This is a genomic window from Streptosporangium vulgare (assembly GCF_042428775.1).
Taxonomy (GTDB): Bacteria; Actinomycetota; Actinomycetes; order Streptosporangiales; family Streptosporangiaceae; genus Streptosporangium; species Streptosporangium vulgare.
In genome coordinates this window covers 203,650-230,293 of the sequence record NZ_JBHMBS010000013.1, presented here as the reverse complement: position 1 = coordinate 230,293, position 26,644 = coordinate 203,650, and the positions used below count along the sequence as shown (strand labels likewise).

Genomic DNA, 26,644 nt, shown 5'->3' with positions numbered 1-26,644 from the left:
TGACGTGGGTCCAGTTGGTGGCGAATGATCCGGTTGGGTAGGTGCGGAGTGTCACGTGGTTGTTGTTGGTGTCGATGGTGCCGATTCCGCCTGATCCGTAGGTGGAGTTGTACCAGAGGATCGGGTCCGTTGCCTGGCCGCCGGCATCATTTGTGACAACCGCGCCGACCGGTGAGGTGGTTCCCGTAAAGGCGAGGGCGGCGAGCACGGCAAGTATGATCGCTAGGACGCGTTTACGTGTGCGTGGCATTCCTGATCCTTCCCATGAATGAGACAGGTCGTAGGTACGCGCAGCGGTGGTGTGGATTCGTGACCGGTATGAGATTGACGGTCGAACACTTGGCGAAGGTGATCGAGTAGCGGGTCGGCGGAAACAATGGTGGCGATCCTGGCGGGGACAGCGATTCAGGTGATCGGTCCGGCACCCGCCACCGATGCCGATGGCGGCGCCCCCGTCGCCGGAGGCGACACCTTCGGCGTCACCGGTGCCGGGCTGGAGGCCAAGGCGCCCGGGTGGGCATCGGCTTCCACGGGTTGCGGGGTGTCGCAGTCACTCCTTCCTTACTCGCCGGGCGTTGTGGTGCTGGTCGGCTGGGCGCCGGGAGTGCACGTAGGCGCTGCCGCGGGTTGAAGATGCGTTCTTCCAAAGCCGGTTCGGGCTGATCTTCAAGATCTCGCGGCGGGCGTGGGAGACCAGCCGGGCAGCGGTGGCTCATTGCTTACATCGAGTATTGCCGCGCGTATTTCTTACTGTCAGGCACTGGGGAGTCCGGCGTACGAGTAGTGCCCTACTCGAAGTCTGCGGAAGAATGTGGCGAAGACGTCGGTTTCCGCACCGCAGGGTGGTGTCACCGGATCGCGCTTCCCGGCCATGACGCGGTTGCCTAACGTTGATCGTATGAAGCAGAGCTGGTCATTCGTGGGGCGGAGGGAGGAGTTGCGGCTCCTCGACGAAGCGACGCGGGGGGCCGGCGACCAGCGCGGCGTGGTGCTCGCGGGGGCGGCTGGGGTGGGTAAGACCTGGCTGGCTCGGCAGGTGGTCGCGCTGGCCGGAGAACGTGGCGCCTTCACCCGCTGGGTCGTGGGGACGGAGACGGGACGAGGTCTTCCGCTGGGGGCGTTCGCGGCATTGCTGGGACCGATGAGCGGCGATCCGACGTCTGTGCTGTGGGAGGCGAGCCGGGCACTCGTCGCCGGCGCCGGCCGAGCCGAGGTCGTGCTCGGGATTGACGACGCCCACCTTCTCGACGAGGTCTCGGCGCTGCTGGTGCATCAGCTTGTCGTACACGACATGGCGACCGTGGTGGCCACCGTGCGCTCCGGCGAGGCCGCGCCCGCCGCGGTGACCGGCCTGTGGAAGGACGGACATCTGGACCGGCTCGAGGTCCAGCCGTTCTCGCAGCCGCAGACCGGTGCGCTGCTGGAGGCGGTCCTTGGCGGACTGGTGGAGGACGCCAGTGTCAGCCGGGTCTGGGCGATCACCCAGGGCAATGCGCTGTACCTGCGGCAACTCGTCGACGGGGAGATCGAGGCTCGTCGGTTGCATCGGATCAGAGGCGTGTGGCGGTGGTCCAAGGAGTCACCGATGTCACAGGGATTGGCCGAGTTGGTGGCGATCCGGATGGGAGACCTGTCGGAGCCCATGAGCGCGGTGGCGGACCTACTCGCCCTTGAGGAGCCGCTGGGGGTCGGCCTGCTCAACCGGCTCACCGATTCGATGGTCGTCGAGCAGGCCGAGGCGGCGGGCCTGATCTTCGTCGAGCAGAGCGGCCGTCGGCTCCATGCACGGCTGACCCACCCTCTCTACGGGGAGGTACGGCGAGTGGGCATGGGGCTGCTGCGGGCACGCCGGCTCCGCGGCCGAATCAGCCAGGCGCTGGAGGTGACCGGGGCACGCCGGGGCGACGACACGCTGCGGCGCGCCGTTCTCGCGATGGATTCGGACCTCGTTCCGGACCGGCGCCTGCTAACCGAGGCGGCCGGGCACGCTGCCCAGTTGTGTGATCTTCCTCTGGCCATACGACTCGGACGTACGGCACAGGCTGCCGGCGGCGGGTTCGAAGCCCAAGCGATCGTTGCGGCCGCGGTCACCGGTTTGGGCGGCTCCCCGAATACGGAGATGGCCGCGCTCCTCGCGACGGCCGGCACCGATGCGGAAGTGGTCAGGGTCACGATCACGCAGGTGATCACTCTGGCGTGGATGGAGCTGAGGCCAAAGGACGCGGAGATGCTTCTCGAGGTGGCTGAGTCACGGGTCGTGGACAACGACGGCCGGATGCAGCTGATGGCGATGCGATCGATGCTCGAAGGACAGCTCGCACGACCGGCTCAGGCGATCGAGTCGGCGACCACGGCGTTGGCGTCATCGAGACTACCGGCCGGGGCGACAATCCTTGCCTGCTGCGGATACGCCACCGGCCTGGCCACGACAGGCCGCGCCGACGAAATGGGTCCGGTGGTCGCACGTGGCCTGGAGGCGGCGAGCCGCTCGACGGAACTCTCCTACGTACGCTTCCCGATGATCGGGATGCAGGTTACCGGGCTCCGCCTGGCGGGATATCTCCAGGAGGCTGTCGAGGTCGTACGTGAATGCCGGGAATCGGTAGTGGGTCTCGATCTTTCCACCGCGATCAGCAGCATGCTGATGGGAGATGTCATCCTGGCGCGAGGCCGGCCGGTCAGCGCTCTCCGATGGCTGCGCGAGGCTCACGCCGCCCTCGAGCGGTTTGATCATGCCGGCGGTTTCGAGTATGCCTGCCTGATTCCCTTGAGTCGTGCGCTGGCCCTCACCGGTGACCTGGCCGCCGCCGACGAGGTGTTGGCGGAGCTATGTGCCAAAGAGCATCCCACGCTGCTGTTTCTCCGGCCTGACATGCTGTTGGCTCAGGCGTGGACGGCCGCCGCGCAAGGCGTTTCCAGTGGCGCGATCGCGTTCGCGCGTAAGGCGGCCTCGGTCGCGGTCGCGACCGGGCAGTTCGCTCACGAGGTGCAGGCGCTGCACGCCGCGCTCTGCTTCGGCGACCGGTCCGTCGTCGAACGGCTCGCCGTCCTGGCCACCCGGGTGGATGGACCTCGTGCCCAGGCCGCGGCCGCGCACGCTGCCGCGCTGACCGCCGACAACGGTGACGCGCTGCGAGCGGTGTCCGTGGAGCTGGAGCAGATGGGGGACCTGCTGGCCGCTGCCGACGCGGCCGCGCAGGCGGCGACCGCGTACACCCGTGCGGACCGGCGCGGCGCCGCCCAGGGCGCCGTCGCTCGCGTCCGTCAGCTGACCGAACGCTGTGAGGGCGTTCGTACTCTCGCGACAATCGCCGCCATCCAGCCGCTGCCCCTGACGGACCGCGAACGCGAGATCGCTACTTTGGCCGCACGGGGGATGTCCAACCGGGACATCGCCGACCGGCTGGTCATCTCGATACGTACCGTCGAGGGTCATCTGTACAGGGTGAACGCGAGGCTTGGCACCACCGGTCGAGCCGAGCTCGCCGCCATACTCGGCACCGGAGAACAACGGGCCGGGAACGCGCGTTAGCAGTACGGGCCCGGCGCGCTGGTGATCTTCACGTGATCGGCGTCGGCATCGGCCCCACCTCGCCGGCGTCGCCACCGAGCGCCGGGACGATAGCCGCTCCGGCGAAGAGCGGCCGCTGGTTCGCGCGGTGCGAGAGCCGGCGGGGGAGGTGCCTGAGGGCGGATGGTGTGCGGAAAGGCCGGAGCGGCGTCTCCTCAGGCGCGCGGGACCACGTACGGGGCGATGCTGGAGAACTTCTCGCAGGTCTCCTCGTACTCCCGCTCGGGCGTCGAACCGGACACGATGCCGGCGCCGGCCCGCAGCCAGGCCCGGCCGTTCTCGCTGTAGACGGCGCGCAGCACCAGGGCGGCGTCCATCGCCCCGTCCTGGGAGACGGCGAGGACGGCTCCGGAGTACAGGCCCCTGGGCTCCTCCAGCCGGCCGATCGCGTCGATCGCCCCCGCCTTGGGGATGCCGGAGGCGGTCACGCCGGGGAACAGCGCGTCGAGCGCGTCCCAGCTGGTGCGGCCGGGGGGCAGCTCGCCGCTCACGCTCGATCCCAGGTGCTGCACGCTGCCGCGCTCCTTCACCGTCATGAAGCCGGTGACCCGGACCGTGCCGGGCGCGCACACCCGGTACAGCTCGTCCTGCGAGGCGCGTACGGACACCGCGTGCTCGAAGATCTCCTTGGGGTCGTTCTCCAGCTCGCGGCGGGTCTCCGAGTCCACCTTCTCGCCCCGGCCGAAGGCCCGCGTGCCGGCGAGCGGCTGGGTCGTCACCGTGCCGTGCCCGTCGACGCTCACCAGCACCTCGGGACTGAACCCGGCGGCCTGGAAGCCGTCCAGGTCGAGGAGGAAGGAGCGGGCCGGGGTGTTGGCGGCACGGCCGCACGCGTACGTCGCGACGATGTCGACCGGGAACGGGATCGGCAGCCGCCGGGAGACGATGACCTTCTCGTAGTGCCCGGCGTCGATCTCGGAGATCGCCTGGGCGACCCGCGACCGGTAGAGGTCGCCGCCGGGGCGCACGTCGACCGGTGACGGCGCCGGTGCGGGTTTCCTGGGGACGCCCCGGCCGGACAGCAGCTCGGCGACCCGCTCGGCCTCGGCGGCGTCCATGCTCACCACCAGCGCGCGTCCCGCCTCGACGCGTACCTCGGTGCGCGGCACGACCAGGTGGGCGAGCCTGCCCGCCGGGGTGAGCGAGGCGAACTCGAACGCGATCCAGCCGTAGGCGTTCCAGACCGGCCACGGGGCGGCCCGCAACGCCGCCTCCAGCGCCGCGGCCGGACGGCCGGACCACGGCTCGTCCACCGAGCCCACCGAGTCGAGCGAGTTCACCGAGCCGAGCGAGTTCACCGAATCGAGCGATCCGAGCGTGTTCACCGAATCGAGCGATCCGAGCGTGTTCACCGATCCGAGCGATCCGAGCGAGGCGAGCGACTCCAGCGAGTGCACCGAGGTAGCGGCGGACAGGGCGGGCCCGTCCAGCCAGCGGCTGCGCACGACTCCGGGTTCGAGGATCACCTCGCCCGCCACTCCGCCCGCGAAGGTCCACAGGCCCGGTCGCTCGTACACGGTGTAGTCGTCGAACAGTCCGGACCCGGCCAGGAGGGTGACCAGGCGCAGCGGGTCGGCCGCGCCCTCGACCGCTATCTCCGTGCGCATCTCATCCGTGCGGACACCAAAGGACAACGAACCCACCCCTCTGCGGGACCGGACAATACCGATCGATTTAGGTAAGGCTAACCTTGTGGCGATTTAAGAGGCAAGGCTAACCTAAGTCTCGATACAGGACAGAGTGCCCGAACCCCGGTCCCTAAGGAAGAGTTGAGCGTGCGGGAACAGCAGCAGGACGTCGCACGGCGGCGCGAACTGATGCGGCGGATGATGGCCGAGGCGGGGCTCGGCCTCGACAGGGACCGCATCACTCCACGCCACTCAGGAGGTCCGGCCCCGCTGTCCCACGCGCAGCAGAGCATGTGGCTGCACCACCGGACGTTCCCCTCCAGCCCCGCCTACAACGTGTGCCTGCTGGTGCGCATGTCGGGCGCGCTCGACCCCGAGGCGCTCCGCGAGGCGCTGCGCGCCCTCCTGCGCAGGCACGTGGTGCTGCGCACCGTCTACGGCGAGAACGACGAGGGGACGCCGTTCCAGCACGTCGTCGCCGACGACTCCCTCGACCTGCCGGTGCGCGACTGCGCCGAGGCGGACGCCGAGGCGTACGCCACGCGGTTCGCGGCGCTCCCCTTCGACCTGCGCGCCGAGCGGCCGATCCGGCTGGAGCTGCTCCGGCTCGGCGATGACAGGTACGCCCTGGTCCTCGTCGTGCACCACATCGCCTGGGACGGCATGACCTGGGGTTCGCTGTCGCGCGACCTGTCGGCCCTGTACCGCGCCGCCGTCTCCGGCGAGCCGCACGGCCTGCCCACGCTGACCGTCCACTATCCCGACTTCGCCGTCTGGGAGCAGAACCGCCCGCACCCGGTGGAGGAGATGGACTACTGGCGGGCGCGCCTGGACCCGCCGCCCGCGCCCCTCGACCTGCCCGCCGACCGCCCGCGCGGCGCGACCGCGTCCGAGCGGGGCGGGCGCAGGGCCCGCCGCTTCGACGACGCCGTCACCGCCGGGATGCGGGAGCTCGCCGCGAAGGAGAACCTCACCCCGTACATGGTGATGCTCGCCGCGCACGCCGTGCTCCTGCACCGCTACACCGGCGCGACCGACATCGCGATCGGCTCGGCCGTGATGAACCGCGAGCACACCGAGATCGAGCGGCTCGCCGGCAACTTCGGCAACACCCTCGTGCTGCGCACCGACCTGTCCGGCGCGCCCACCTTCCGCGAGGTCCTGCGCCGGGTCCGCGACACCTGCACCGAGGGGTTCGCGAACAGGACACTGCCCTACGACAAGATCGTCCAGGAGCTGCGGCCCGCCCGCAGGCGCGGCGGCTCGCCGTTCTTCGACACCATGCTGCTCTTCCTCGCCCAGGAGATCGGCGAGCTGGACCTGCCCGGCGTCACCACGAGCTGGACGCACATCCACAACGGCACCACCCACTTCGACCTGTCGCTGGAGGCCTTCGTCCGGTCCCAGGGGATGACCGTCGAGGCCACCTTCCGGCGCGAGCTGTTCGACGACGAGCGCGTCGACGCCCTCCTCGCCCACCTGGAGACGCTGCTCGGCGACGCGGTGAACCGGCCGGACCTGCGGATCGCCGACCTGGAACTGCTCGGCGCGGCCGAGTCGGCCCTGCTCGCGAAGTGGAACGACACCTCGCGCCCCGTCCCGGACACGACGGTGACCTCCCTGTTCGAGGAGCAGGCCGCCCGCACCCCCGGCGCGGTCGCCGTCGACGGCGACGGTGACGGCGGCGGGGCCACGCTCACCTACGCGGAGCTGGACCTGCGGGCCTCGGCCCTCGCCCGGACGCTGCGCGAGCGCGGCGCGGGACCCGGCCGGGTCGTCGCGCTCGCCCTGCCCCGCACCCCCGACCTGGTGGTCGCGCTGCTGGCCGTGCTGAAGTCGGGCGCCGCCTACCTGCCGCTGGACCTGGACCACCCGGCCGACCGGCTCGCCTACATGATCGAGGACGCGGCCCCGCTCTGCGTGATCGCGACCCCGGAGACCGCGGCCCTCCTCCCGCCGGGGACCGAGACGCTGACCCCGGGCGACACGTCCCCCGGCACGAACGAGTCGCACCCGGTCCGGGGCGGCGACCTGGCGTACGTCATCTACACCTCAGGCTCGACCGGCCGGCCCAAGGGCGTGGCCGTCCCGCACTCCGCGCTCACCGCCTTCCTCGTCACCATGAAGGAGCGCCTCGCCCTGGGCGCCGGCGACCGGCTGGTCGCGGTGACCACGATCGCGTTCGACATCGCCGCGCTGGAGCTGTACGTGCCGCTGATCAGCGGCGCGACCGTCGTGCTCGCCGGACGCGAGACCGTGCGCGAACCTGCGGCGCTGGGCGCGCTGCTCGCCGGGGCGACGGTCGTCCAGGGCACCCCGTCGCTGCTGGGCTCGCTGGACCCGGCCGCGTTGCGCGGGCTGCGGGTGCTCGTCGGCGGCGAGGCCCTGCCGGCCGCGCTCGCCGAGACCCTGCACGCGGTGGCGGCGTCGGCCGTCAACGTGTACGGGCCGACCGAGGCGACGATCTGGGCGACCTCCGCCGAGCTGCCGTCGTCCGGGATCGGCGGGCCGTTCCCCAACACCCGCGCGTACGTCCTGGACGCCGCGCTGCGCCCCGCCCCGGTCGGCGTCCCCGGCGAGCTCTACCTCGCGGGGACGCAGCTGGCGCGCGGCTACGCGGGCAGGCCCGGCTTGACCGCGGAACGCTTCGTCGCCGACCCCTTCGGCCCGCCCGGCGAGCGCATGTACCGCACCGGCGACCTGGCCCGGTGGGGCCGCGACGGGACGCTGGAGTACCTGGGACGCACCGACGACCAGGTGAAGATCCGCGGCTTCCGCATCGAGCCCGCCGAGGTGCAGGCCGTGCTCGCCGCCCACCCCGGCGTCGCCCAGGTCGCCGTCGTGGTCCGCGAGGACACACCGGGTGAGAAGCGGCTGGTCGCGTACGTCGTGCCGGACGGCGACCTCGACGAGGCGGACCTGCGGGCGGCGGCGGCCGGGGCGCTGCCCGAGTACATGCTTCCCGCCGCGACGGTCCTGCTCGACGCGCTGCCGCGTACCGTCAACGGCAAGCTCGACCGGGCCGCGCTGCCCGCGCCCGAGGTGCGGGTGTCGAGCCGGGGGCCGCGCGACGACCGCGAGGCGGCACTGTGCGTGGTCTTCGCCGAGACCCTCGGCCTGGACGCGGTGGGCGTCGACGACGACTTCTTCGCCCTGGGCGGCCACTCCCTGCTCGCCACCCGCCTCGCCGGGCGGGTGCGCGCCGCGCTCGACGCGGAGCTCACCATCGCCGACGTCTTCGAGGCGCCCACGGTCGCCACGCTGGCGCCCAGGCTGGTACGGGGCACCCGGCCGCGGGTCCGCGACGTGACCCGGCCCGCGCTCGTGCCCGCCTCGCCCGCCCAGCGCGGCTTCTGGTTCGAGGAGCGCCTGCGCGGCCCCTCGGCCGCCGACGCGCTCCCGCTCGGCCTGCGCCTGTACGGGCCGGTCGACGTCGACGCGCTGCGCGCCGCGTTCGGCGACGTCGTCGCCCGGCACGAGGCGCTGCGCACCCTGCTGGAGGAGGGCCCCGACGGGCTGCCGGTCCAGCGCGTCCTCGACACCGGCGAGGCCGCCTTCGACGTGGTGGACGCGCGCGGCTGGCCGGAGGAACGGTTGCGCGCGGCCGAGACGAGGGCCGCCTCGCACGTCTTCGACCTCGGGGCCGACCTGCCCATCCGGGCGACCCTGCTGCGGGTCTCCGCAGAAGAGTTCGTGCTCGTCGTGCTCCAGCACCACGCCGCCGCCGACGAATGGTCGTTCACCCCGCTGCTCGCCGACCTGTCGCGCGCCTACACCGCCCGCACCACGGGCACCGCGCCGGACTGGGCGCCGCTGCCCGTGCAGTACGCCGACTACGCCGTCTGGCGGAGCGAGTCCCCGGCCCCCGCAGGGCAGCTCGACTTCTGGGAGCGGACGCTGCGCGGGCTGCCCGAGGAGAGCGCGCCGCCGGCCGACCGGCCCCGTCCCGCCGAGGCGAGCCACCGGGGCGGGCTGGCGCCGTTCCGGCTGCCGCTGGCCGGGGCGCGACGGCTCGCCCTGGAGACCGGCACCAGTGTCTTCATGGTCCTGCACGCCGCCGTCGCCGCGCTCCTGCACCGGGCCGGCGCGGGCGACGACGTGGCGCTCGGCTCGCCCATCGCGGGCCGCCCCGACTCCGACCTCGCCGACCTGGTCGGCGTGTTCGTCAACCTCGTCGTGCTGCGCACCGACCTGACCGGCGACCCCACCTTCACCGAGCTCCTGGAGCGGGTCCGCCACACCGACCTGGCCGCGTTCTCCAACGCGGACGTGCCGTTCGAGCAGGTCGTGGAGCGGCTCGCCCCCGAGCGCTCGCTCGCCCGCAGCCCGCTGTTCCAGGTGATGATCGTCCACCAGAGGCTGGAGGACGTGCGGCTGCGGCTGCCCGGCGTGCGCGCCGAGCCGTTCCTGCCGGAGACCGGCGGGGTCAAGTTCGACCTGGACATCTACTTCGCCGAGGGCGAGGAGCTGATCGAGGGGTTCGTCGCCTACGCCACCGACCTCTTCGACGCCGAGACCGTCACCGGCATGCTCGCCGAGCTCGCCGAGCTGCTCGACCAGGTCACCGAGGACCCGGCGCGGCGCCTGTCGTCCCTCGGTACCCCGCTCCGGGGGCTCGCGCGGCCCGGCACCGCCCGCGAGTTCGCCCCGCTCACCGTCGCCCAGCGGATCGAGGCGCAGGTGGCGCGCACCCCGCACGCCACGGCCGTCGTCACCGGCGGTGTCTCCGGCGGTGTCTCCGGCGGTGCGACGACCCTCAGCTACGCCGAGCTGGACGAGCGCGCCGAGGCCCTCGCCGACCGGCTCGCCGCGGCCGGAGCGGGTCCCGAGGAGATCGTCGCGATCGCGCTGCCCCGCTCGGCCGAGCTCGTCGTGGCCCTGCTCGCCGTGCTCAAGACCGGCGCGGCCTACCTGCCGATCGACACGACCTATCCGCGCTCCAGGATCGACCTGATGCTCGACACCGCCAGGCCGCTGCTGGTCCTCGGCGCCGACGAGCCGCCACGGGACGCCCCGCCCCGCGCCGGGGTCGAGGTCCGCCCCGACCACCCCGCGTACGTGATCTTCACCTCGGGGTCCACCGGGACTCCCAAGGCCGTCGTCGGCACCCAGCGGGCGCTGGCCAACCGGCTCGCCTGGGGCGCGGACCTCGCCCCCACCGGCGTGCGGGTCGCCAAGAGCTCACCGGCCTTCATCGACGGCAGCACCGAGCTGCTCGGCGGCCTCGTCGCCGGTGACACCGTCGTCGTCGCGGACGACGACACCGCCACCGACGCGCTCGCCCTGGCCGAGCTGATCCGCCGCCACGGCGTGAACCTGGTGACGGTCGTGCCGAGCCTGCTGGCCGCGCTCGTGGAGACCGAGGAGGCGGGGGAGACGGCACGGACCGGGGAAGCCGGGGAAACCGGGGAGGCCGCGCGGACCGGGGAACGCGGGGAACGCGGGGAACGCGGGGAACGCGGACACCGCGGGAAGCTCGGTTCGGTCACCACGTGGGTGAGCAGCGGCGAGGCCCTGCCCGCGGCCCTCGCCGCGCGGGTCCCCGCCCGGCTGGTCAACCTGTACGGCTGCTCGGAGGCGGCCGGGGACAGCCTGGTCGCCGAGGGTGCCGGCGGGCTGGTCCCGATCGCCAACACCGTGGCGTACGTCCTGGACGCCGGGCTCCGCGAGGTCCCGGTCGGCGAGCTCTACCTCGCCGGGGACGGCCTGGCGCGCGGGTATCTCGGCGACCCGGCCCGCACCGCCGAGCGGTTCGTGGCCAGCCACTTCGGCCCGCCGGGATCACGGCTCTACCGCACCGGCGACCGGGTGCGCCGCCGCCGCGACGGCGGCCTGGAGTTCCTGGGCCGGGCCGACGACCAGGTGAAGATCCGAGGCTTCCGCATCGAGCCGGGAGAGGTCGAGGCGGTGCTCGCCGCCCAGCCGGGCGTGCGCCAGGCGGCCGTGGCGGCCCGTTCGGGACCGCGCCTCGTCGGCTACGTCGTGGGCGACCCGGGCCTCGACCTCGACGCGCTGCGGGCCGGGCTCGGCGAGATCCTGCCCGACTATCTCGTCCCCTCCGTGCTCGTCGGCCTCGACCGGCTGCCGCGCACTCCCAACGGCAAGCTCGACCGGCGCGCGCTGCCCGAGCCCGCCGTCCGCGAGGGCCGGGCTCCGCGGAACGACGCCGAGCGCGCCATCGCCGGGCTCGTCGCCGAGACCCTCGGGCGGGACGGTGTAAACGCCGACGACGACTTCTTCCGCACCGGCGGCGACAGCATCAGCGCGGCCCTGCTCGTGGGACGCGCCCGCCGCGCGGGCTTCCCCTTCGCCGTCCGCGACGTCTTCCGGCTGCGTACCGTCGAGGCCCTCGCCAAGGTCGCGGCCCTCTCCGGTGCGGCCCTCTCCGGTGCGGTCCTGTCCGGTGAGCCTCTCTCCGGCGAGGCTCTGTCCGGCGAGAGCGGGAGCGAGAGCGGGAGCGAGGGCAGGAGCGAGGGCAGGAGCGAGGGCAGGAGCGGGGGCGGGAGCGGGGGCGAGGTCCTGGCCGGTGAGGTCGTGGCGGGCGGGCCGGTGGAGGAGCGGGCCGAGCTGCCGCTGTCGCCGTTGCAGGAAGGTCTGCTCTTCCACCTGATGCTCGCCGGTGACGACCGCGACATCTACGTCCAGCAGGCCGTGGTGATCCTGGCCGGACCCGTCGACCCCGACCGGCTGGCCGGGGCCGCTCGCGAGGTGCTGCTGAAGTTCCCCAACCTGCGGGCCGGGTTCCGTACCGACGGCGGCCGTACCGTGCAGTTCGTCCCCGAGCGCTTCGAGGTCGACTGGACCTACGCCGAGACCGGAGGCCCGGAGGCGCTGGAGGCGTTCGTCGAGGCCCAGCGCGCCCGGCCGTTCGTCCCCGACGAGCCGCCGCTGATCCGCTTCGCGCTGGCCAGGGTGGGCGACGGCGACTTCCGGCTGGTGCTCACCTCCGAGCTGATCCTGCTGGACGGCTGGTCGGGCGGCCTGCTCGTCACCTCGCTGCTGGAGTTCTACACCGACGCCGCCACCGAGCGGGCCCGGCCCGTCGTCCCCTTCCACGCCTACCTCGACTGGGTGACCGGCCAGGACCGGCAGGCCACGCTCAAGACGTGGGGCCGCGGCCTGGACGGGCTCGACGAGCCGACCCTGCTCAAGCCCGAGCTGGCCGACCGTCCCGCCGACCTCGCCACCGCGGGGGAGGTCCACCGCGCGCTGCCCGAGGACCTCGCCGCCCGGCTCGGCGCCCTCGCCCGCGAGTCCGGGCTCACCCTCGGCACCCTGTACGAGAGCGCCTGGGGCCTGCTCCTGGCCGGTCTCACCGGCCGCGACGACGTGGTCTTCGGCGTCTCTGTGTCCGGCCGCCACCCCGACGTCGACGGCGTCGAGTCCGTCGTCGGCCTGCTGTTCAACACCGTCCCGGTCCGGGTGCGCGCCTCGGCGGCCGACCCGCTGCGCACGGTCCTGGAGCGGGTGCAGACGTTCCAGTCGGAGCTGTTCGACCACTCCTACGTCGCGCTCGCCGACGTGCAGCGGGTGACGGGCCTGGGCACCCTCTTCGACACCCTCTTCGTGTTCCAGAACTTCCCCGGCATGCCCACCGGGCGCGGTTTCGGCCCCGGCGGCGACGTGCGGGTGACCGGCCGCCAGGTCCGCGACGCGACGCACTACCCGGTCACCATGGTCGTCGAGCCCGGCGCGGGCCTGCGCGTCATGTACCGGGGCGACGCCTTCACCGAGGCCGAGGCCGAACGGCTCACCGACCGGTACGTGCGCGTCCTGGAGACCCTCGCCACCGCGCCCGACACCCCCTGCCACCGGCTCGACCTGCTCCTGCCCGACGAGCACGAGGGGCTGCGCCGCGACTGGGCCGAGGCCGAACGGTTCGTCCCCGGCCTCACCATCGCCGAGCTGCTCGCCGAGCAGGCCGCCCGCACCCCGGACGAGCTCGCCCTGGTCTCCCAGCCCGACACGCGGCTCACCTACGCCGAGCTGGACGCGGCGGCCAACCGCCTGGCCCGGCTGCTGAAGGCGCACGGCGCGGGACCCGAACGGGTGGTCGCCCTCGCCCTGCCCCGCTCCGCCGAGATGGTCGTCGCGCTGTTCGCGGTGCTCAAGACGGGCGCCGCCTACCTTCCCCTGGAGCTGGACTACCCGGCAGAGCGGCTCGACTTCATGCTGGCCGACGCCGCCCCCGCCTGCCTGGTCTCGCACCGCGACATCGCCGCCGGGCTGGCGAACCCGGGCGCGGAGATCCTGCTCGACGACCCCGCCGTGCGGGAGAGGCTGGCGGGCCTGCCCGGCACGGAGCTGACGGCCGAGGAGCTGCCCGGCTTCGGCAGGGACGTGCCGGGACGGCTGGAGCACCCCGCGTACGTGATCTACACCTCCGGGTCCACCGGGCGTCCCAAGGGCGTGGTCACCCCCTACCGGGGCCTGACCAACATGCAGTTCAACCACCGGGCCAACATCTTCGACCCGGTGGTGGCCTCCGCCGGGCGGCGGCTGCGGATCGCGCACACCGTGTCGTTCTCCTTCGACATGTCGTGGGAGGAGCTGCTCTGGCTCATCGAGGGCCACGAGGTGCACGTCTGCGACGAGGAGCTGCGGCGCGACGCCGAGGCGCTCACCGAGTACCTGCGGCGTCACCGGATCGACGTCATCAACGTGACGCCGACCTACGCGCAGCAGCTGCTGGAGGAGGGGCTGCTCGACGGCGAGCACCGGCCGCCGCTCGTGCTGCTGGGCGGCGAGGCCGTCCCGGCGGCCGTGTGGGACCGGCTCGCGGAGGCCGAGGGGGTGCTGGGCTACAACCTCTACGGCCCGACCGAGTACACCATCAACACGCTGGGCGGCGGCACCGAGGACAGCGCCACGCCCACGGTCGGCAGGCCGATCTGGAACACCCGGGGCTACGTGCTCGACGGCTGGCTGCGCCCGGTCCCGCCCGGCTCGCCGGGAGAGCTCTACATCGCCGGGGCCGGCCTGGCCCGGGGCTACCTCGACCGGCCGGGCCTGACCGCCGAGCGGTTCGTCGCCGACCCGTTCGGCGGCGGCCGGATGTACCGCACCGGCGACCTCGTGCGGGTCCGCCAGGACGGCAACATCGACTTCCTCGGCCGTACCGACGAGCAGGTGAAGATCCGCGGTTACCGGGTCGAGCTGGAGGAGGTCGAGACCGCGCTCGCCGCCGAGCCCGGGGTCGGGCAGGCCGCCGTCGTCGCCGTCGGCACCGAGGTGCCCGGGGTTAAGCGCCTCATCGGCTACGTGGTGCCCGACGGCGCCGCGCGGCCCGACGCCGAGCGCGAGCACCTGGCGGAGTGGCGGCAGATCTACGACGCCGAGTACACCGAGATCGGCACCGCCGTGCACACCGAGGACTTCGCGGGCTGGGACAGCAGCTACGACGGGTCGCCCATCCCGCTGGAGCACATGCGCGAGTGGCGCGACACCACCGTGGCCCGCATCGAGGCCCTCAGGCCCAGGCGGGTGCTGGAGATCGGCGTCGGGACCGGCCTGCTGCTGTCGCGGCTCGCCCCCGGCCGCGAGGAGTACTGGGGCACCGACTTCGCGGCCCCGGTCATCGCCAAGCTGCGGGCCGATCTCGGCCCCGACTCGCCGGTGCGCCTGAGCTGCCAGGCCGCGCACGACACCACCGGCCTGCCCGCCGGGCACTTCGACACGATCGTCGTCAACTCGGTGGTCCAGTACTTCCCGAGCGCCGGATACCTCGCCGACGTGATCGCCGCCGCGATGGACCTGCTCGCCCCCGGCGGCGCGTTGTTCGTCGGCGACGTGCGCGACCTGCGGTCGGTGCGCTGCCTGCACGCGGCGATCCAGCTCGGCAGGGGCGGGAACGGCGGCGGTGACGACGACGGCGCCGGTACGGCGGCGATCGACCGGGCCGTGCGGATGGAGAAGGAACTCCTGCTCGACCCCGCGTTCTTCGCCTCCCTCGGCCTGGCCGCGCGGGTGGAGGTCCGCACCAAGCGGGGCGTCCACCACAACGAGCTCAGCAGGCACCGCTACGACGTGACCCTCTGGAAGTCCCCCGTTGCGGAGCCGGCCGCACAACCCGCCGCACAGTCCGCCGGGGCCACGGTCGTGGACTGGGCCGGACCCGACGACCTGGCGGCCCGCCTGTCCGCCCGCCCCGGGCCGCTGCGGGTGCGCGCCATCCCCGACCCCAGGCTGTCGGGCGAGCTCGCCGCGCTGCGCGCGCTGGAGGGCGGTGCCTCCCACCGGGAGGCGCGCGAGCTGCTGCGGGCACCGGCGGAGGGGGTCGAGCCCGAGCTGCTGTACGCGCTCGACCCCGGCGTGGTGACCACCCCCTCGGACGAGGCCGGTCACTACGACGCCGTCTTCGGCGGAGGGGCCGCCTTCCTCCCGGCGGACCCGGACCGCAGGCCCGCGTCGTACGCGAACAACCCGGCGGCGGCCCGCGACCACGGGGCACTCGCCGCGCGGGTGCGCGAGGGGCTGAAGAGGCGGCTGCCCGGCTACATGGTGCCGAGCGCGGTCGTCACGCTGGACGCGCTGCCGCTCACCGTCAACGGCAAGCTGGACCGGCGGGCGCTGCCCGCCCCCGACCGGCAGGGCGGCCCGCGCGGGTCGGGGCGCGCGGCCAGGACGGCGGTGGAACGCCTGCTGTGCACCCTGTTCGGCGAGGTGCTCGACGTCTCGGGCGTCGGCATCGACGACAACTTCTTCGACCTGGGCGGGCACTCGCTGCTCGCGACCCGCCTGGTCGGCAGGGTGCGCGCGGTGCTGCGCACCGAGCTCGCGATCCGCGACCTGTTCGAGGCGCCGAACGTCGCCGAGCTCGCCACCCGGCTGCACGACAGGGCCGGTGTCACGCTCAGGCCGCCGCTGGCGCCCAGGGAGCGGCCCGAGCGCGTCCCGCTGTCGTACGCGCAGCGCAGGCTCTGGCTGATCGACCAGATCCTGCGCGAGGACGACGGCCCCCGCGAGGCGTACCACCTGCCGCTCGCCGTGCACCTGAGCGGCGAGCTGGACGTGGACGCGCTGCGGGCCGCGATCGGCGACGTGACGGCGAGGCACGAGAGCCTGCGCACCGTCTTCGCCGAGCACGACGGGGTGCCCTACCAGCGGATCCTGCCGCCGGAGGAGGCGCGCCCGGTCCTGGAGATCACCACCTGCCCGCCCGAGGAGGTGATCGCGCGGCCGTTCGACCTCGCCACCGAGATCCCGCTGCGGGTCGCGCTCATCCCGGAGGGGGAGGGCGAGCACCTGCTGCTCGCCGTGTTCCACCACATCGCGTTCGACGAGTGGTCCTTCGGGCCGTTCGCCAGGGACGTGGCGCGCGCCTACGCCGCGCGGCTGGACGGCGCGTCACCGGACGGAGAACCGGACGGGACACCGGGTGGCGCGCTGGAGGTGAGGCCTGGCGGGACACCGGGTGGCGCTCCGGGGTGGAAGCCGCCGGCCGTGCAGTACGCCGACTACACGCTCTGGCAGCGCGAGCTGCTCGGCGACCCCGTCGACCCGGGCAGCCTGCACGCCCGCCAGCTCGCCTACTGGGCCAAGGCGCTGTCGGGCATGCCGGAGGAGATCCCGCTGCCGGTGGACCGCCCCAGGCCCGCCACCGTCGGCCAGCGCGGCGGGACCACGACCCGGGAGCTGCCCGCCCCGCTGGTCGGGCGGCTCCGCGGGCTGGCGCGCGGCGCCCAGGCCAGCATGTTCATGGTCTGCCAGAGCGCGGTCGCCGCGCTGCTGCACCGCGCCGGCGCGGGGGAGGACATCCCGCTGGGCAGCCCCGTCGCGGGGCGCACCGACGAGGCGGCCGGAGACCTGGTCGGCTTCTTCGTCAACACGCTCGTGCTGCGCGCCGACACCTCGGGAGACCCCTCCTTCGCCGGGCTGCTCGCCCGGGTCCGCGACACAGACCTGGCCGGTCTCGCCAACCAGGACCTGCCGTTCGAGGCGCTCGTCGAGGCGCTGCGGCCCTCCCGGGTGCCCGGCAGGAACCCGCTGTTCCAGGTGATGGTCGGCTACGAGAACCAGGCCATGGGCGACGTCCGCTTCCCCGGGCTGCGGCAGCGGGAGGCGCTCTTCAGCCCGCCCGCGGCGAAGTTCGACCTCGACTTCATCTTCCGGGAGCGGGGGGAGGCGCTCCACCTCGTCGTCGACTACTCGGCCGACCTGTTCGACCCGGCCACGATCGACACGATGATCGGGGCGCTCGTCGGCGTGCTGGAGGCCGTCGCGGCCGACCCGGAGACGCGCCTGAGCGACCTGCCCGTCACGCTCACGGCCCGTACGGTCACCGGCACCGGAACCGGCGGCGGCGCGGCCCGGCGCGACGGCGACCGCGACCGCGAGGCGATGCTCTGCCGGGCGTTCGCCGAGGTCCTGGAGGTGGACGCGGTCGGCCCGCACGACAACTTCTTCGACCTGGGCGGGCACTCGCTGCTCGTCATGCAACTGGTGCGCCGCATCCGGCGGGAGCCGGGGGGTGCCGGGATGAAGGTCGCGACGCTCATGACAGCACAAACCGTTGCAGAACTCGTGAACCACCTGAAATAAGGCGCTTCACACGACCGTCAAAGATTGTTAGGTTAGGTGAGCCTAACCTAAAAACGAGAGCCTTTCCGGGCTTTGGAAGGACGTCCATACTCATGCGCGACACGATGCGCCGCCTGGCCGCGACCGGAACGCTGCTGCTCGGCCTCGGTCTGGTGGGCGCGTGCGCCGGTGAGAGCGGCGGAGCCGAACAGCCCGCCGCGAGCGCCCCCGCGACCCAGGCCGCCTCCGGATTCCCGGTCACCATCACGCACAAGCTCGGCACCGCCACGATCGAATCCGCGCCCCAGCGCATCGTCGCCCTCGGCGAGGTCGACCAGGACACCCTGCTCGCCCTGGGCGTGCAGCCGGTCGCCATGGCGGAGCTGACCGGAATCCAGCCCGACGGGCTCACCCCCTGGACCGCCCCCAAGATCTCCGGAACCAAGCCGGCGCTGCTGAAGGCCGGGGAGGCCGGCTTCTCGCTGGAGCAGATCGCCGCGCTCAAGCCCGACCTCATCCTCGCGGGCGGCGACTACTACATCGACAAGGAGTACGCCAACCTCTCCCAGCTCGCGCCGACCACCGCCTACGAGACCGGCCCCGCCGAGGACTCCTGGCAGGTGGTGGCCCGCCAGGTCGCCAAGGCGGTCGGCAAGGCGGACGAAGGGGAGAAGCTCGTCGCCGACGTCGAGGCGAAGATCGCCTCGGTCAAGACCGCCTACCCCGAGCTGGACGGCAAGAAGTTCGCGCTGACCAGCGTCTTCCCCTCCGGGAACATCGGCGTGATGAAGGCCGACGCCGACATCAGCGTCAAGCTCTTCGGCCAGTTCGGGCTCGCGCTGCCCGACGAGATCAAGGCGCTGCCCGGCGACGGCTTCGCCGCCGAGCTGAGCATGGAGAAGGTCAAGGTCCTCGACGTCGACCTGCTGCTCAGCCACTACAACGACGACGCGGCCACCCAGAGGAAGATCGAGGCCAACAAGCTGTTCGCCGGTCTCGACGTGGTCAGGCGCGGCTCCTACGTGCCGCTGGACCTCAAGGCGTTCTGGCCGCTGCGCACGCCCACGCCGCTCGCGGTCCCGTACGTGATCGACCAGGTCGTGCCCCAGGTCGCCAAGGCCGCCAAGGCCGTCGGCGGGGCCTGACCCATCCGTTCCACCCTGTTCCATGCTGCCCCCCGCCGCCGTCCGGCCGCGGGGGGACCATCCCTTCAGTACGTGAGAGGCGAACATGTCGAGCCCGGTCTATGACGTCGTGGGCATCGGTTTCGGCCCTTCCAACCTCGCGCTCGCGGTGGCCCTGGAGGAGGAGTACGGCTCCAGCGTGAACGCGGTCTTCTTCGAGAGGCAGCCGAGGTTCGGCTGGCACCGCAACATGCTCATCGAGGGCGCCACGATGCAGGTCCACTTCCTCAAGGACCTGGTCACCCTGCGCAACCCGACCAGCCCCTACTCCTTCCTGTCCTACCTTCAGGAGAAGGGGAGACTGGTCGACTTCATCAACCACAAGACCATGTTCCCCACCAGGCTGGAGTTCCACGACTACCTGGAGTGGGTCGCCTCCTCCTTCACCGAGCTGGTGCGCTACGCCTCCGAGGTCGTCGCGGTGCGCCCGCACGACGACGACACCCTCGAAGTCGTCGTGCGGCACGGCGACGAGCTGCACACCTGTCTCACCCGCAACCTCGTGATCGCGGTCGGCCTCGACCCGGTCCTCCCCGACGGCGTGCGCCAGGGCGAGCGGATCTGGCACACCGAGGAACTGCTGGCCCGGCTCGAAACCCTCGGCGAGCGCGAGCCCAGGCGGTTCGTCGTGGTCGGCGCCGGGCAGAGCGCGGCCGAGGCCGTCGAGCACCTGCACCGCACCTATCCGTCCGCGGAGGTCTGTGCCGTCTTCACCCGGTACGGCTACTCGCCGGCCGACGACAGCCCCTTCGCCAACCGCATCTTCGACCCGGAGGCCGTCGACCACTTCTTCACCGCTCCCGAGGACGTGAAGCGCATGCTGTTCGCCTACTCCCGCAACACCAACTACTCGGTGGTGGACCTCGACCTCATCGACGAGCTCTACCGGCGCTCGTACGCCGAGAAGGTCGCCGGTGTCCAGCGGCTGCGCATGCTGAACGCCTCCCGCCTGCTCGACGTGCACGACGACGGCGACACCGCCCGGGTCCGGACGTGCTTCCTGCCCACGGGCGAGGTGAGCACGATCGAGGCCGACGCGGTCGTCTGCGCGACCGGCTACCGCGAGCGCGACCCCCTCGACCTGCTCGGCGAGGCGCGCGAGCACTGCCGTACGGGAGCGGCGGGCGAGCTGCTGGTGGAGCGCGACTACCGGGTCGCCGTCGATCCCGGGCAGAGCTGGGGCGTCTACCTCCAGGGGGCCACCGAGGACAGTCACGGGATCGCCTCGTCGCTGCTGTCCATGACCGCCGTCCGCACCGGCGAGATCGTGCGCTCCATCGCCCGGCGCTCGGCGTCGGTCCCCCAGGTCGCGGAGATGTGACCGGCGGGCCGTTCGGGGCCCCGTTCCCGAACGGCCCGACACGTGTCGGCCGGCTACGTGACTCTGTGTGTCCGAATGAATACGTTCGTCCTTGTCGTATATCGAACGTGACCGAGGAGAACAATGAAGACCTTCATCCGAGACGCCGCTGTCACCCTGGCCGGCGCGGTCCTGGCCGGTACCGGTCTGCTCGCCGTTCCCGCGGCCGCCGCCCACGCCACGCCGTCCCAGGCGGCTCCGGGAGTCGTCTGCGAGCGGACGACCGAGGCCGGCTGGATCTGTTTCCTGCGCTACTGCGACCGCTACTACTGCTACTACGACTGCTATCCCACCGCGCTCGCGCGCAGCAAGGGGGACAGGCCCTCCGGCACGACCCGCATTCCCAAGCCCCAGGGGACACCGCCCGCCCAGATCGAGAGGCCCGGACCCGGGTGAAACCGTGAGGGGGTGCGGGCGTCGTCACGGCCCGCACCCCCTCGGGGGGACCTGTCACGGAGGGGAGGCCCTGCCGCCACCGGGCGTGCGGAACGCGGGGCGTGTCGCGTGCGCGGCGCGGGCCGCGTGGTGCTCCCCGCTCCCCGCTCCCCGTCTCCGCCGGGTCCGCCGGGTCCGCCGGGTCCGCGGGAGATCGCCGGTGACCCGGTGAGTCAGGAACCGCCGGGGCAGGACGCGTCCAGTGGCTGGGGCGTGGGATTCGGCGCGGGGTCGGTCAGCACGGTCGCCCGGCCCGCCGCGCTCATGACACCGTCGTGGACGTACCAGTCGCCGGGGACCGAGGGCTCGATCCGCCTGGGGCCGAGGAGGGCGAACTCCGGCTCCACACCGCGTTCCCGCAGCATCGCCAGGACCTCGGTGACGGTCCTGTTGACGTACTCCACGCAGTGGAGCGGCTCGCCGGGCATGCCGAGGCCCGGCGGGATCATGTATCGCTCCCCGGGGCGGGCCTCCCGGCCGAGCACGATCTCGGCCTTCTGCCGGTAGCCGGCCGGCACCTTCAGGCTGGCCGGGCATCCGTCGGGCTCCGCCTGCGGGCAGGGTCCCGGAGCGTCGACGGTCGTGATGCCGCCCTCGGCGGGTGCCGTTCTCCCCGCCCTCACGAGGTCGACGGAGTTGATCACGAACACGCTCCGCGCCCTGCTCGCGGACGTCGGCAGGAGTTTGAGCGTGATGTCCAGTCCCCGCGCCCTGAGCTCGGACTGGTACGTCTCCGGATCGGCGAAGAGGTCCTTCACCGTGATGATGTAGTGGTCGTCCTCCCGCTTGATGTCCAGGGCCGCGGAGGTCGGGGCCGGTCCGATGCCGAGGGCGGGGAGGAGGACCCGCCCGGCGACCACCGTCGCGGCGGCCAGCGTGGCGACGACCGGCACGGCGAACCGCCGGCGAGGGCGTCGGCGGCTACCCCATCGACGTCCGCGGCACCGCCGTCGAGGTCGCCGACCGGATGGGGATCCTCCCTGACCTGAGGAAGGCCCACGCCGACGTCCGCCGCATCACCTTCGTCGACACCGACGGAAGCCCGATCGCCGCCATCAGGCCCGAGGCCGTCTCCGGCGGGGTGGAGGGCCGCGACCTCGAGGTGCGCCGCGGCGACCTCGCCGAGGTGCTCCACGGTGCGGTCAGCGACGACGTCGAGTTCGTGTTCGGCGACTCCATCGCCACCCTCCACGACCACGACGGCGGCGTGGACGTGACGTTCCGCGGCGGGGGACGGCGCACCTTCGACCTGGTGGTCGGTGCCGACGGCCTGCACTCGCACACCAGAGGTCTCGTGTTCGGCCCCGAGGAGCCCTTCCACCGCTACCTCGACCAATGCTTCGCCGGCTTCACCATGCCCAACCACCTCGGCCTCGCCCACGAGGGGCTCACCTGGAACGCCCCGGGCAAGACCGCCGTCCTCTACGCCCCCGGCGACGGCGACCGGCTGCACGCCTTCCTGAGCTTCCTGCGCCTCGACCCGCCCCTCGACGCCTTCCGCGACCCCAGGCCCAGCGCGACCTCGTCGCCTCGGTCTTCGCCGGCGAGGGATGGGAGGTCCCCGGCATGGTGGCGGCCATGCGCTCCTGCGACGACCTCTTCTTCGACGTCGTCAGCCAGATCCACCTGCCCCGCTGGTCCCTGGGCCGCGTCGCCCTGGTGGGTGACGCCGCCTACGCCCCGTCGTTCTTCTCCGGCCAGGGCTCCGGCGTCGCCCTGGTGGGCGCCTACCTCCTCGCCGGCGAGCCGGCCACCGCCCCCGGCCACCCGGAGGCCTTCGCGGCCTACGAGCGCACCGCCCGCGACTTCGTCGAGCTCAACCAGGCCCTCGCCCTCAAGGGAAGCGCCGCGATCTCCCCCCGCACCGAGGAGGCCCTGCTCCGGCGCAACCGGGCCCTCCGCGACCCGGCCCACCTCCCCGGCGTCGACGGCCGGGCGGCCAGCTCCGCCCTGCCCCTGCCCGACTACGCGAAGATCCTCTGACCGGGACGGGCCGCGGCCCCAGCCCCGGGTCTCCCCGTCCGGGAGCGCGTCCCCTGACGGTCGTCTCCATCGGCCCCGCCGGGGATGTCGTCTGACGCGCGACGCCGGGGATGTCTACTGCCATTCCCCATGCAATCAGCACATACGGTCCATATACCGTTAACCGTATTAACCGCCAGGTGTTCACCGGTGCTCCTACCCTTGTGATCGCTCAGGGAAGTGGTTCTGCTGATCCTCGTCTTGGAGGTTCGTCGATGGAACGCCGCACATTCCTTCGTGCCTCGGTGCTCGGTACGAGCACCCTGGCCCTCACCGGAAGTCTCTGGCAGGACGCCGCCCTCGCGGCCCCGGCCCAGAACGCCCCGGGTCCCTACGGCCCCCTGCTCGCCGCCGACGCCAACGGCATCCAGCTCCCGGCGGGGTTCACCAGCCGGGTGATCGCCCGATCGGGCCAGGCGGTCCCCGGCACCTCCTACATCTGGCACAGCGCCCCCGACGGCGGCGCCTGCTTCCCCGACGGCACCGGCTGGATCTACGTGTCCAACTCGGAGATCAACCCCGGCGGCGGCGCCTCGGCGATCCGCTTCGACTCCTCCGGCAACGTGGTCTCGGCCGCCTCGATCCTGTCGGGCACCCGGCAGAACTGCGCGGGCGGCGCGACGCCGTGGAACACCTGGCTGTCGTGCGAGGAGGTCGACCGCGGCTTCGTCTACGAGACCCGTCCCTTCGGGGGCGCGGCGACACAGCGCCCGGCCATGGGCCGGTTCAAGCACGAGGCGGCGGCGGCCGACCCGGTCCGCAAGGTCGTCTATCTCACCGAGGACGAGACCAACGGGCGGTTCTACCGCTTCGTCCCCACCACCTGGGGTGACCTGTCCTCCGGCACGCTCCAGGTGATGCTCGCGGGCTCCGCGACCAGCGGCTCGTTCACGTGGGCAGACGTCCCGGACCCCGACGGATCCCCGACCGCGACCCGCAGCCAGGTCTCCGGGTCGAAGTCCTTCAACGGCGGCGAGGGGTGCTACTACGCCAACGACACCGTGTGGTTCACCACCAAGGGCGACAACCGGGTCTGGCAGGTCAACGTCGCCGCGGGCACCTACGAGCTCGCCTACGACGACAGCCTCGTCAGCCCCGGCACCGCCCCCCTGACCGGCGTGGACAACGTCACCGGTTCGACCTTCGGCGACCTGTACGTCGCCGAGGACGGCGGCAACATGGAGATCTGCCTGATCACCGCGAACGACACCGTCTCCCCGTTCCTGCGCGTCGGCGGCCAGGGGTCCTCGGAGATCACCGGTCCCGCCTTCACCCCCGCGGGCAACCGCCTGTACTTCTCCTCCCAGCGCGGCACGTCCGGTTCCTCCTCCGGGGGCATCACCTACTGCGTGACCGGCCCGTTCCGTACCTGATCCACACCCGGCCCCCACCCGATCCGTACCCGGTTCGCCTCCGGGGGAAGGTCGCGCCGCGCGGCGGCGGCCGCACGGCGCGGCACCCCCAACACACAGGTCACGTTCACTTTCCCGATGCCTTGGATCCCTACGGTGCTGGTCATGGCGTGGAAGACCAGAGTCAACACGGCTCTCGAAGGGATGACGGGCTACAACATCACCCGGGTGCGGCGCAGGGCCATCCCTCCGTCGCCGTCGCCGCCCCCGCCCCCTCCCGCCGACGTTCCCCGGCCGCCGGCCGATCCGGAGACCGACCGGCTGCTGCGCGAACCGGTGTTCGTGCTGTCGCCGGTGAGGTCCGGCTCCACCCTGCTGCGCGTCATGCTGAACAGCCACTCCCGGATCCACGCGCCGCACGAGCTGCACGTGCGGCGCCTGGCGGTCACGCTGACCACCGACCCGTTGCGCCAGGCGATGGAGGCGCTCGGCCTCTCCGCCAGCGACATCGAGCACATCCTGTGGGACCGCATGCTCCACCGCGAGCTGGCCGGGAGCGGCAAGCAGATCATCGTCGACAAGACGCCCAGCAACGTCTTCGCCCACCGGCGCCTCGCGACCTGCTGGCCCGACGCGCGCTACATCTTCCTGATGCGCCATCCCGCCTCGATCGCCCTGTCGTGGCACGAGGCCGCCCCGCTGGAGCGCCCCTGGGCGGAGGCGGTCCGGCACACCCTGCAGTACATGCGCTACCTCACCGAGGCCAGGCGGCTGCTCGACGGGCTCACCCTGACGTACGAGGCGCTCGTCGCCGATCCGGAGGGGGAGATGCGGCGGGTCTGCGGCCATCTCGGCGTCGGCTACGAACCCGGCATGCTCACCTACGGCGACCACGGGCACGGGGAGTTCGTGAAGGGCATCGGGGACTGGCGCGACAAGATCAGGAGCGGCAGGGTCCAGCCGGGCAGGCCGCTGCCCGCCCCCGAGGAGATCCCGGAGGAACTGCGCGAGATCTGCGCCGAGTGGGGATACCTCTGATCGACGGCCCCGCGACGCCCGGGACGGCTTCCCGCCGCACGGGAACCCCGGCGCGTGGTGGACGTGACTCCCGACGATCTCCGTCGCCCGGCGCCCGAGGTGACGCACGGTCAACAAGAGGATGAATTCTGCGTATGGAATTCCCTGGTCTGCATATATGTCGTCCGAGGTGTCATATCCGGGGGCATGGATGCGAACTTCGTGCTGCTCGCCATCGTGATCGTCACCGCGCTGTCGTTCGACTTCACCAACGGCTTCCATGACACCGCCAACGCGATGGCGACCTCGATCGCGACCGGCGCGTTACGTCCCAAGATCGCGGTCGGGTTGTCGGCGGTCCTCAACTTCGCCGGGGCGTTCCTGTCGCTGAAGGTCGCGGCCACCATCGCCACCGGCATCGTCGAGACCGGCGCCATCACGTTGACGGTCGTCTTCGCCGGGCTGATCGGAGGTCTGGCCTGGAACCTGCTCACCTGGTACTTCGGCATCCCCTCCAGTTCCTCGCACGCGTTGATCGGCGGCGTGGTCGGGGCCACGCTGATCGCGGCGGGCGCCTCGGCCGTCAAGGGCGCGGAGATCGTGTCCAAGGTGCTGATCCCGGCCGTGCTGGCGCCGCTGGCGGCGATCCTGGTGGCCACCGCCGGCACCTACCTGGTCTACGTCATCACCGGGAACGTCCCCGACGGCACCAGGAAACGCGGGTTCAGATACGGCCAGATCGGCTCGGCCTCCCTGGTCTCCCTGGCCCACGGCACCAACGACGCGCAGAAGACGATGGGCATCATCACCCTCGCGATGATCACCGTCGGTGCCATCGGCAAGGACGAGGGGACCCCGACCTGGGTGATCGTGGCCAGCGCGTCCGCGATCGCGCTGGGCACCTATCTGGGGGGCTGGCGGGTGATCCGTACCCTCGGCAAGGGGCTGACCGAGATCGAGACCCCGCAGGGTTTCGCGGCCGAGGGGTCCTCGGCCGCCGTCATCCTCGCCTCCTCGCACTTCGGCTTCCCGCTGTCGACCACGCACGTGTGCGCGGGCTCGGTGATCGGCTCCGGTATCGGCAAGCACCTGGCCGAGGTCCGCTGGAGCCTCGCGGCCAGGATGGGGGCCGCCTGGCTGATCACCCTCCCGGCCGCCGCCGTGGTCGGCGCGCTGGCCTGGGCGGGCGCCGACGTGATCGGGGGCGCGCTGGGGGTGGGCGTGGTCTTCGGCGTCGCCCTGGTGCTGTCGGGGGCGCTGTACCTGGCCGCCCGGCGCCGGCCGGTCAACGCCGGGAACGTCAACGACGAATGGACCGGCCGGCTCGCCCCGGCCACGAGACCGAGGGAGTACGCCACGTGAACGGCCACATCGACCGGACCGGCCGGACCGGCCGGACCGGCCGGACCGCTTCGGCCGCGACGACATGGGAGGACGCCGCATGACCGATCACACCGGTCGGACCGACCGGACCGACCGGACCGACCGGACCGACCGGACCGACCGGACCGACCGGACCGACCGGACCGACCGGACCGACCGGACCGACCGGACCG

At 72.5% G+C, this 26,644-nt stretch carries 13 protein-coding genes; 10 read left to right on the top strand and 3 right to left on the bottom strand.

What is annotated here, in order from left to right:
• On the bottom strand, positions 1–208 hold a 208-nt coding region (locus tag ACFFRH_RS26660; RefSeq protein WP_386160355.1), incomplete at its 3' end, for a hypothetical protein.
• A 171-nt stretch (positions 209–379) separates the two neighbouring features.
• Between ACFFRH_RS26660 and ACFFRH_RS26655 the strand changes: the two genes are divergently transcribed.
• Positions 380–631, top strand: a complete 252-nt coding sequence (locus ACFFRH_RS26655; RefSeq protein ID WP_386160353.1) for a hypothetical protein — start codon at positions 380–382, stop codon at positions 629–631.
• 267 nt (positions 632–898) lie between these two features.
• Positions 899–3,532 (top strand): helix-turn-helix transcriptional regulator, encoded by a 2,634-nt coding sequence (locus tag ACFFRH_RS26650; RefSeq protein ID WP_386160351.1) that lies wholly within the window; start codon positions 899–901, stop codon positions 3,530–3,532.
• A gap of 194 nt (positions 3,533–3,726) precedes the next feature.
• Here ACFFRH_RS26650 and ACFFRH_RS26645 read toward each other — a convergent pair whose 3' ends face one another.
• The gene (locus ACFFRH_RS26645; RefSeq protein ID WP_344744479.1) at positions 3,727–5,178 is read right to left on the bottom strand and encodes a salicylate synthase; all 1,452 of its coding nucleotides are present in this window, start codon (positions 5,176–5,178) and stop codon (positions 3,727–3,729) included.
• Between the two features lie 168 nt (positions 5,179–5,346).
• Between ACFFRH_RS26645 and ACFFRH_RS26640 the strand changes: the two genes are divergently transcribed.
• From ACFFRH_RS26640 to ACFFRH_RS26625, 4 genes are all read left to right on the top strand, one after another.
• Positions 5,347–17,739, top strand: coding sequence for a non-ribosomal peptide synthetase (locus tag ACFFRH_RS26640; RefSeq protein ID WP_386160348.1), 12,393 nt, complete (start codon positions 5,347–5,349; stop codon positions 17,737–17,739).
• Between the two features lie 92 nt (positions 17,740–17,831).
• Positions 17,832–18,863, top strand: coding sequence for an iron-siderophore ABC transporter substrate-binding protein (locus ACFFRH_RS26635; protein ID WP_386160346.1), 1,032 nt, complete (start codon positions 17,832–17,834; stop codon positions 18,861–18,863).
• Between the two features lie 85 nt (positions 18,864–18,948).
• Positions 18,949–20,223 carry a lysine N(6)-hydroxylase/L-ornithine N(5)-oxygenase family protein gene (locus ACFFRH_RS26630; protein WP_386160344.1) on the top strand — a complete coding sequence of 425 codons (1,275 nt, stop codon included), beginning with the start codon at positions 18,949–18,951 and terminating at the stop codon, positions 20,221–20,223.
• 123 nt (positions 20,224–20,346) lie between these two features.
• Positions 20,347–20,658 (top strand): hypothetical protein, encoded by a 312-nt coding sequence (locus ACFFRH_RS26625; protein WP_386160342.1) that lies wholly within the window; start codon positions 20,347–20,349, stop codon positions 20,656–20,658.
• Positions 20,659–20,870: 212 nt separating this feature from the next.
• Here ACFFRH_RS26625 and ACFFRH_RS26620 read toward each other — a convergent pair whose 3' ends face one another.
• Positions 20,871–21,590 (bottom strand): hypothetical protein, encoded by a 720-nt coding sequence (locus tag ACFFRH_RS26620; RefSeq protein ID WP_386160340.1) that lies wholly within the window; start codon positions 21,588–21,590, stop codon positions 20,871–20,873.
• 685 nt (positions 21,591–22,275) lie between these two features.
• Between ACFFRH_RS26620 and ACFFRH_RS26615 the strand changes: the two genes are divergently transcribed.
• The 4 genes from ACFFRH_RS26615 to ACFFRH_RS26600 all read left to right on the top strand — a co-directional run bounded on the left by ACFFRH_RS26615 (position 22,276) and on the right by ACFFRH_RS26600 (position 26,450).
• On the top strand, positions 22,276–22,680 hold the full coding sequence (locus ACFFRH_RS26615) for a Rossmann-fold NAD(P)-binding domain-containing protein (RefSeq protein ID WP_386160338.1): 405 nt from the start codon (positions 22,276–22,278) through the stop codon (positions 22,678–22,680).
• 254 nt (positions 22,681–22,934) lie between these two features.
• On the top strand, positions 22,935–24,092 hold the full coding sequence (locus ACFFRH_RS26610; RefSeq protein WP_344748777.1) for an alkaline phosphatase PhoX: 1,158 nt from the start codon (positions 22,935–22,937) through the stop codon (positions 24,090–24,092).
• A gap of 117 nt (positions 24,093–24,209) precedes the next feature.
• Positions 24,210–25,109 (top strand): sulfotransferase family protein, encoded by a 900-nt coding sequence (locus ACFFRH_RS26605; protein WP_386160335.1) that lies wholly within the window; start codon positions 24,210–24,212, stop codon positions 25,107–25,109.
• Between the two features lie 186 nt (positions 25,110–25,295).
• Positions 25,296–26,450: an inorganic phosphate transporter gene (locus ACFFRH_RS26600; protein WP_344748779.1), complete on the top strand. Its 1,155-nt coding sequence runs from the start codon at positions 25,296–25,298 to the stop codon at positions 26,448–26,450.
• Positions 26,451–26,644: the final 194 nt, after the last annotated feature.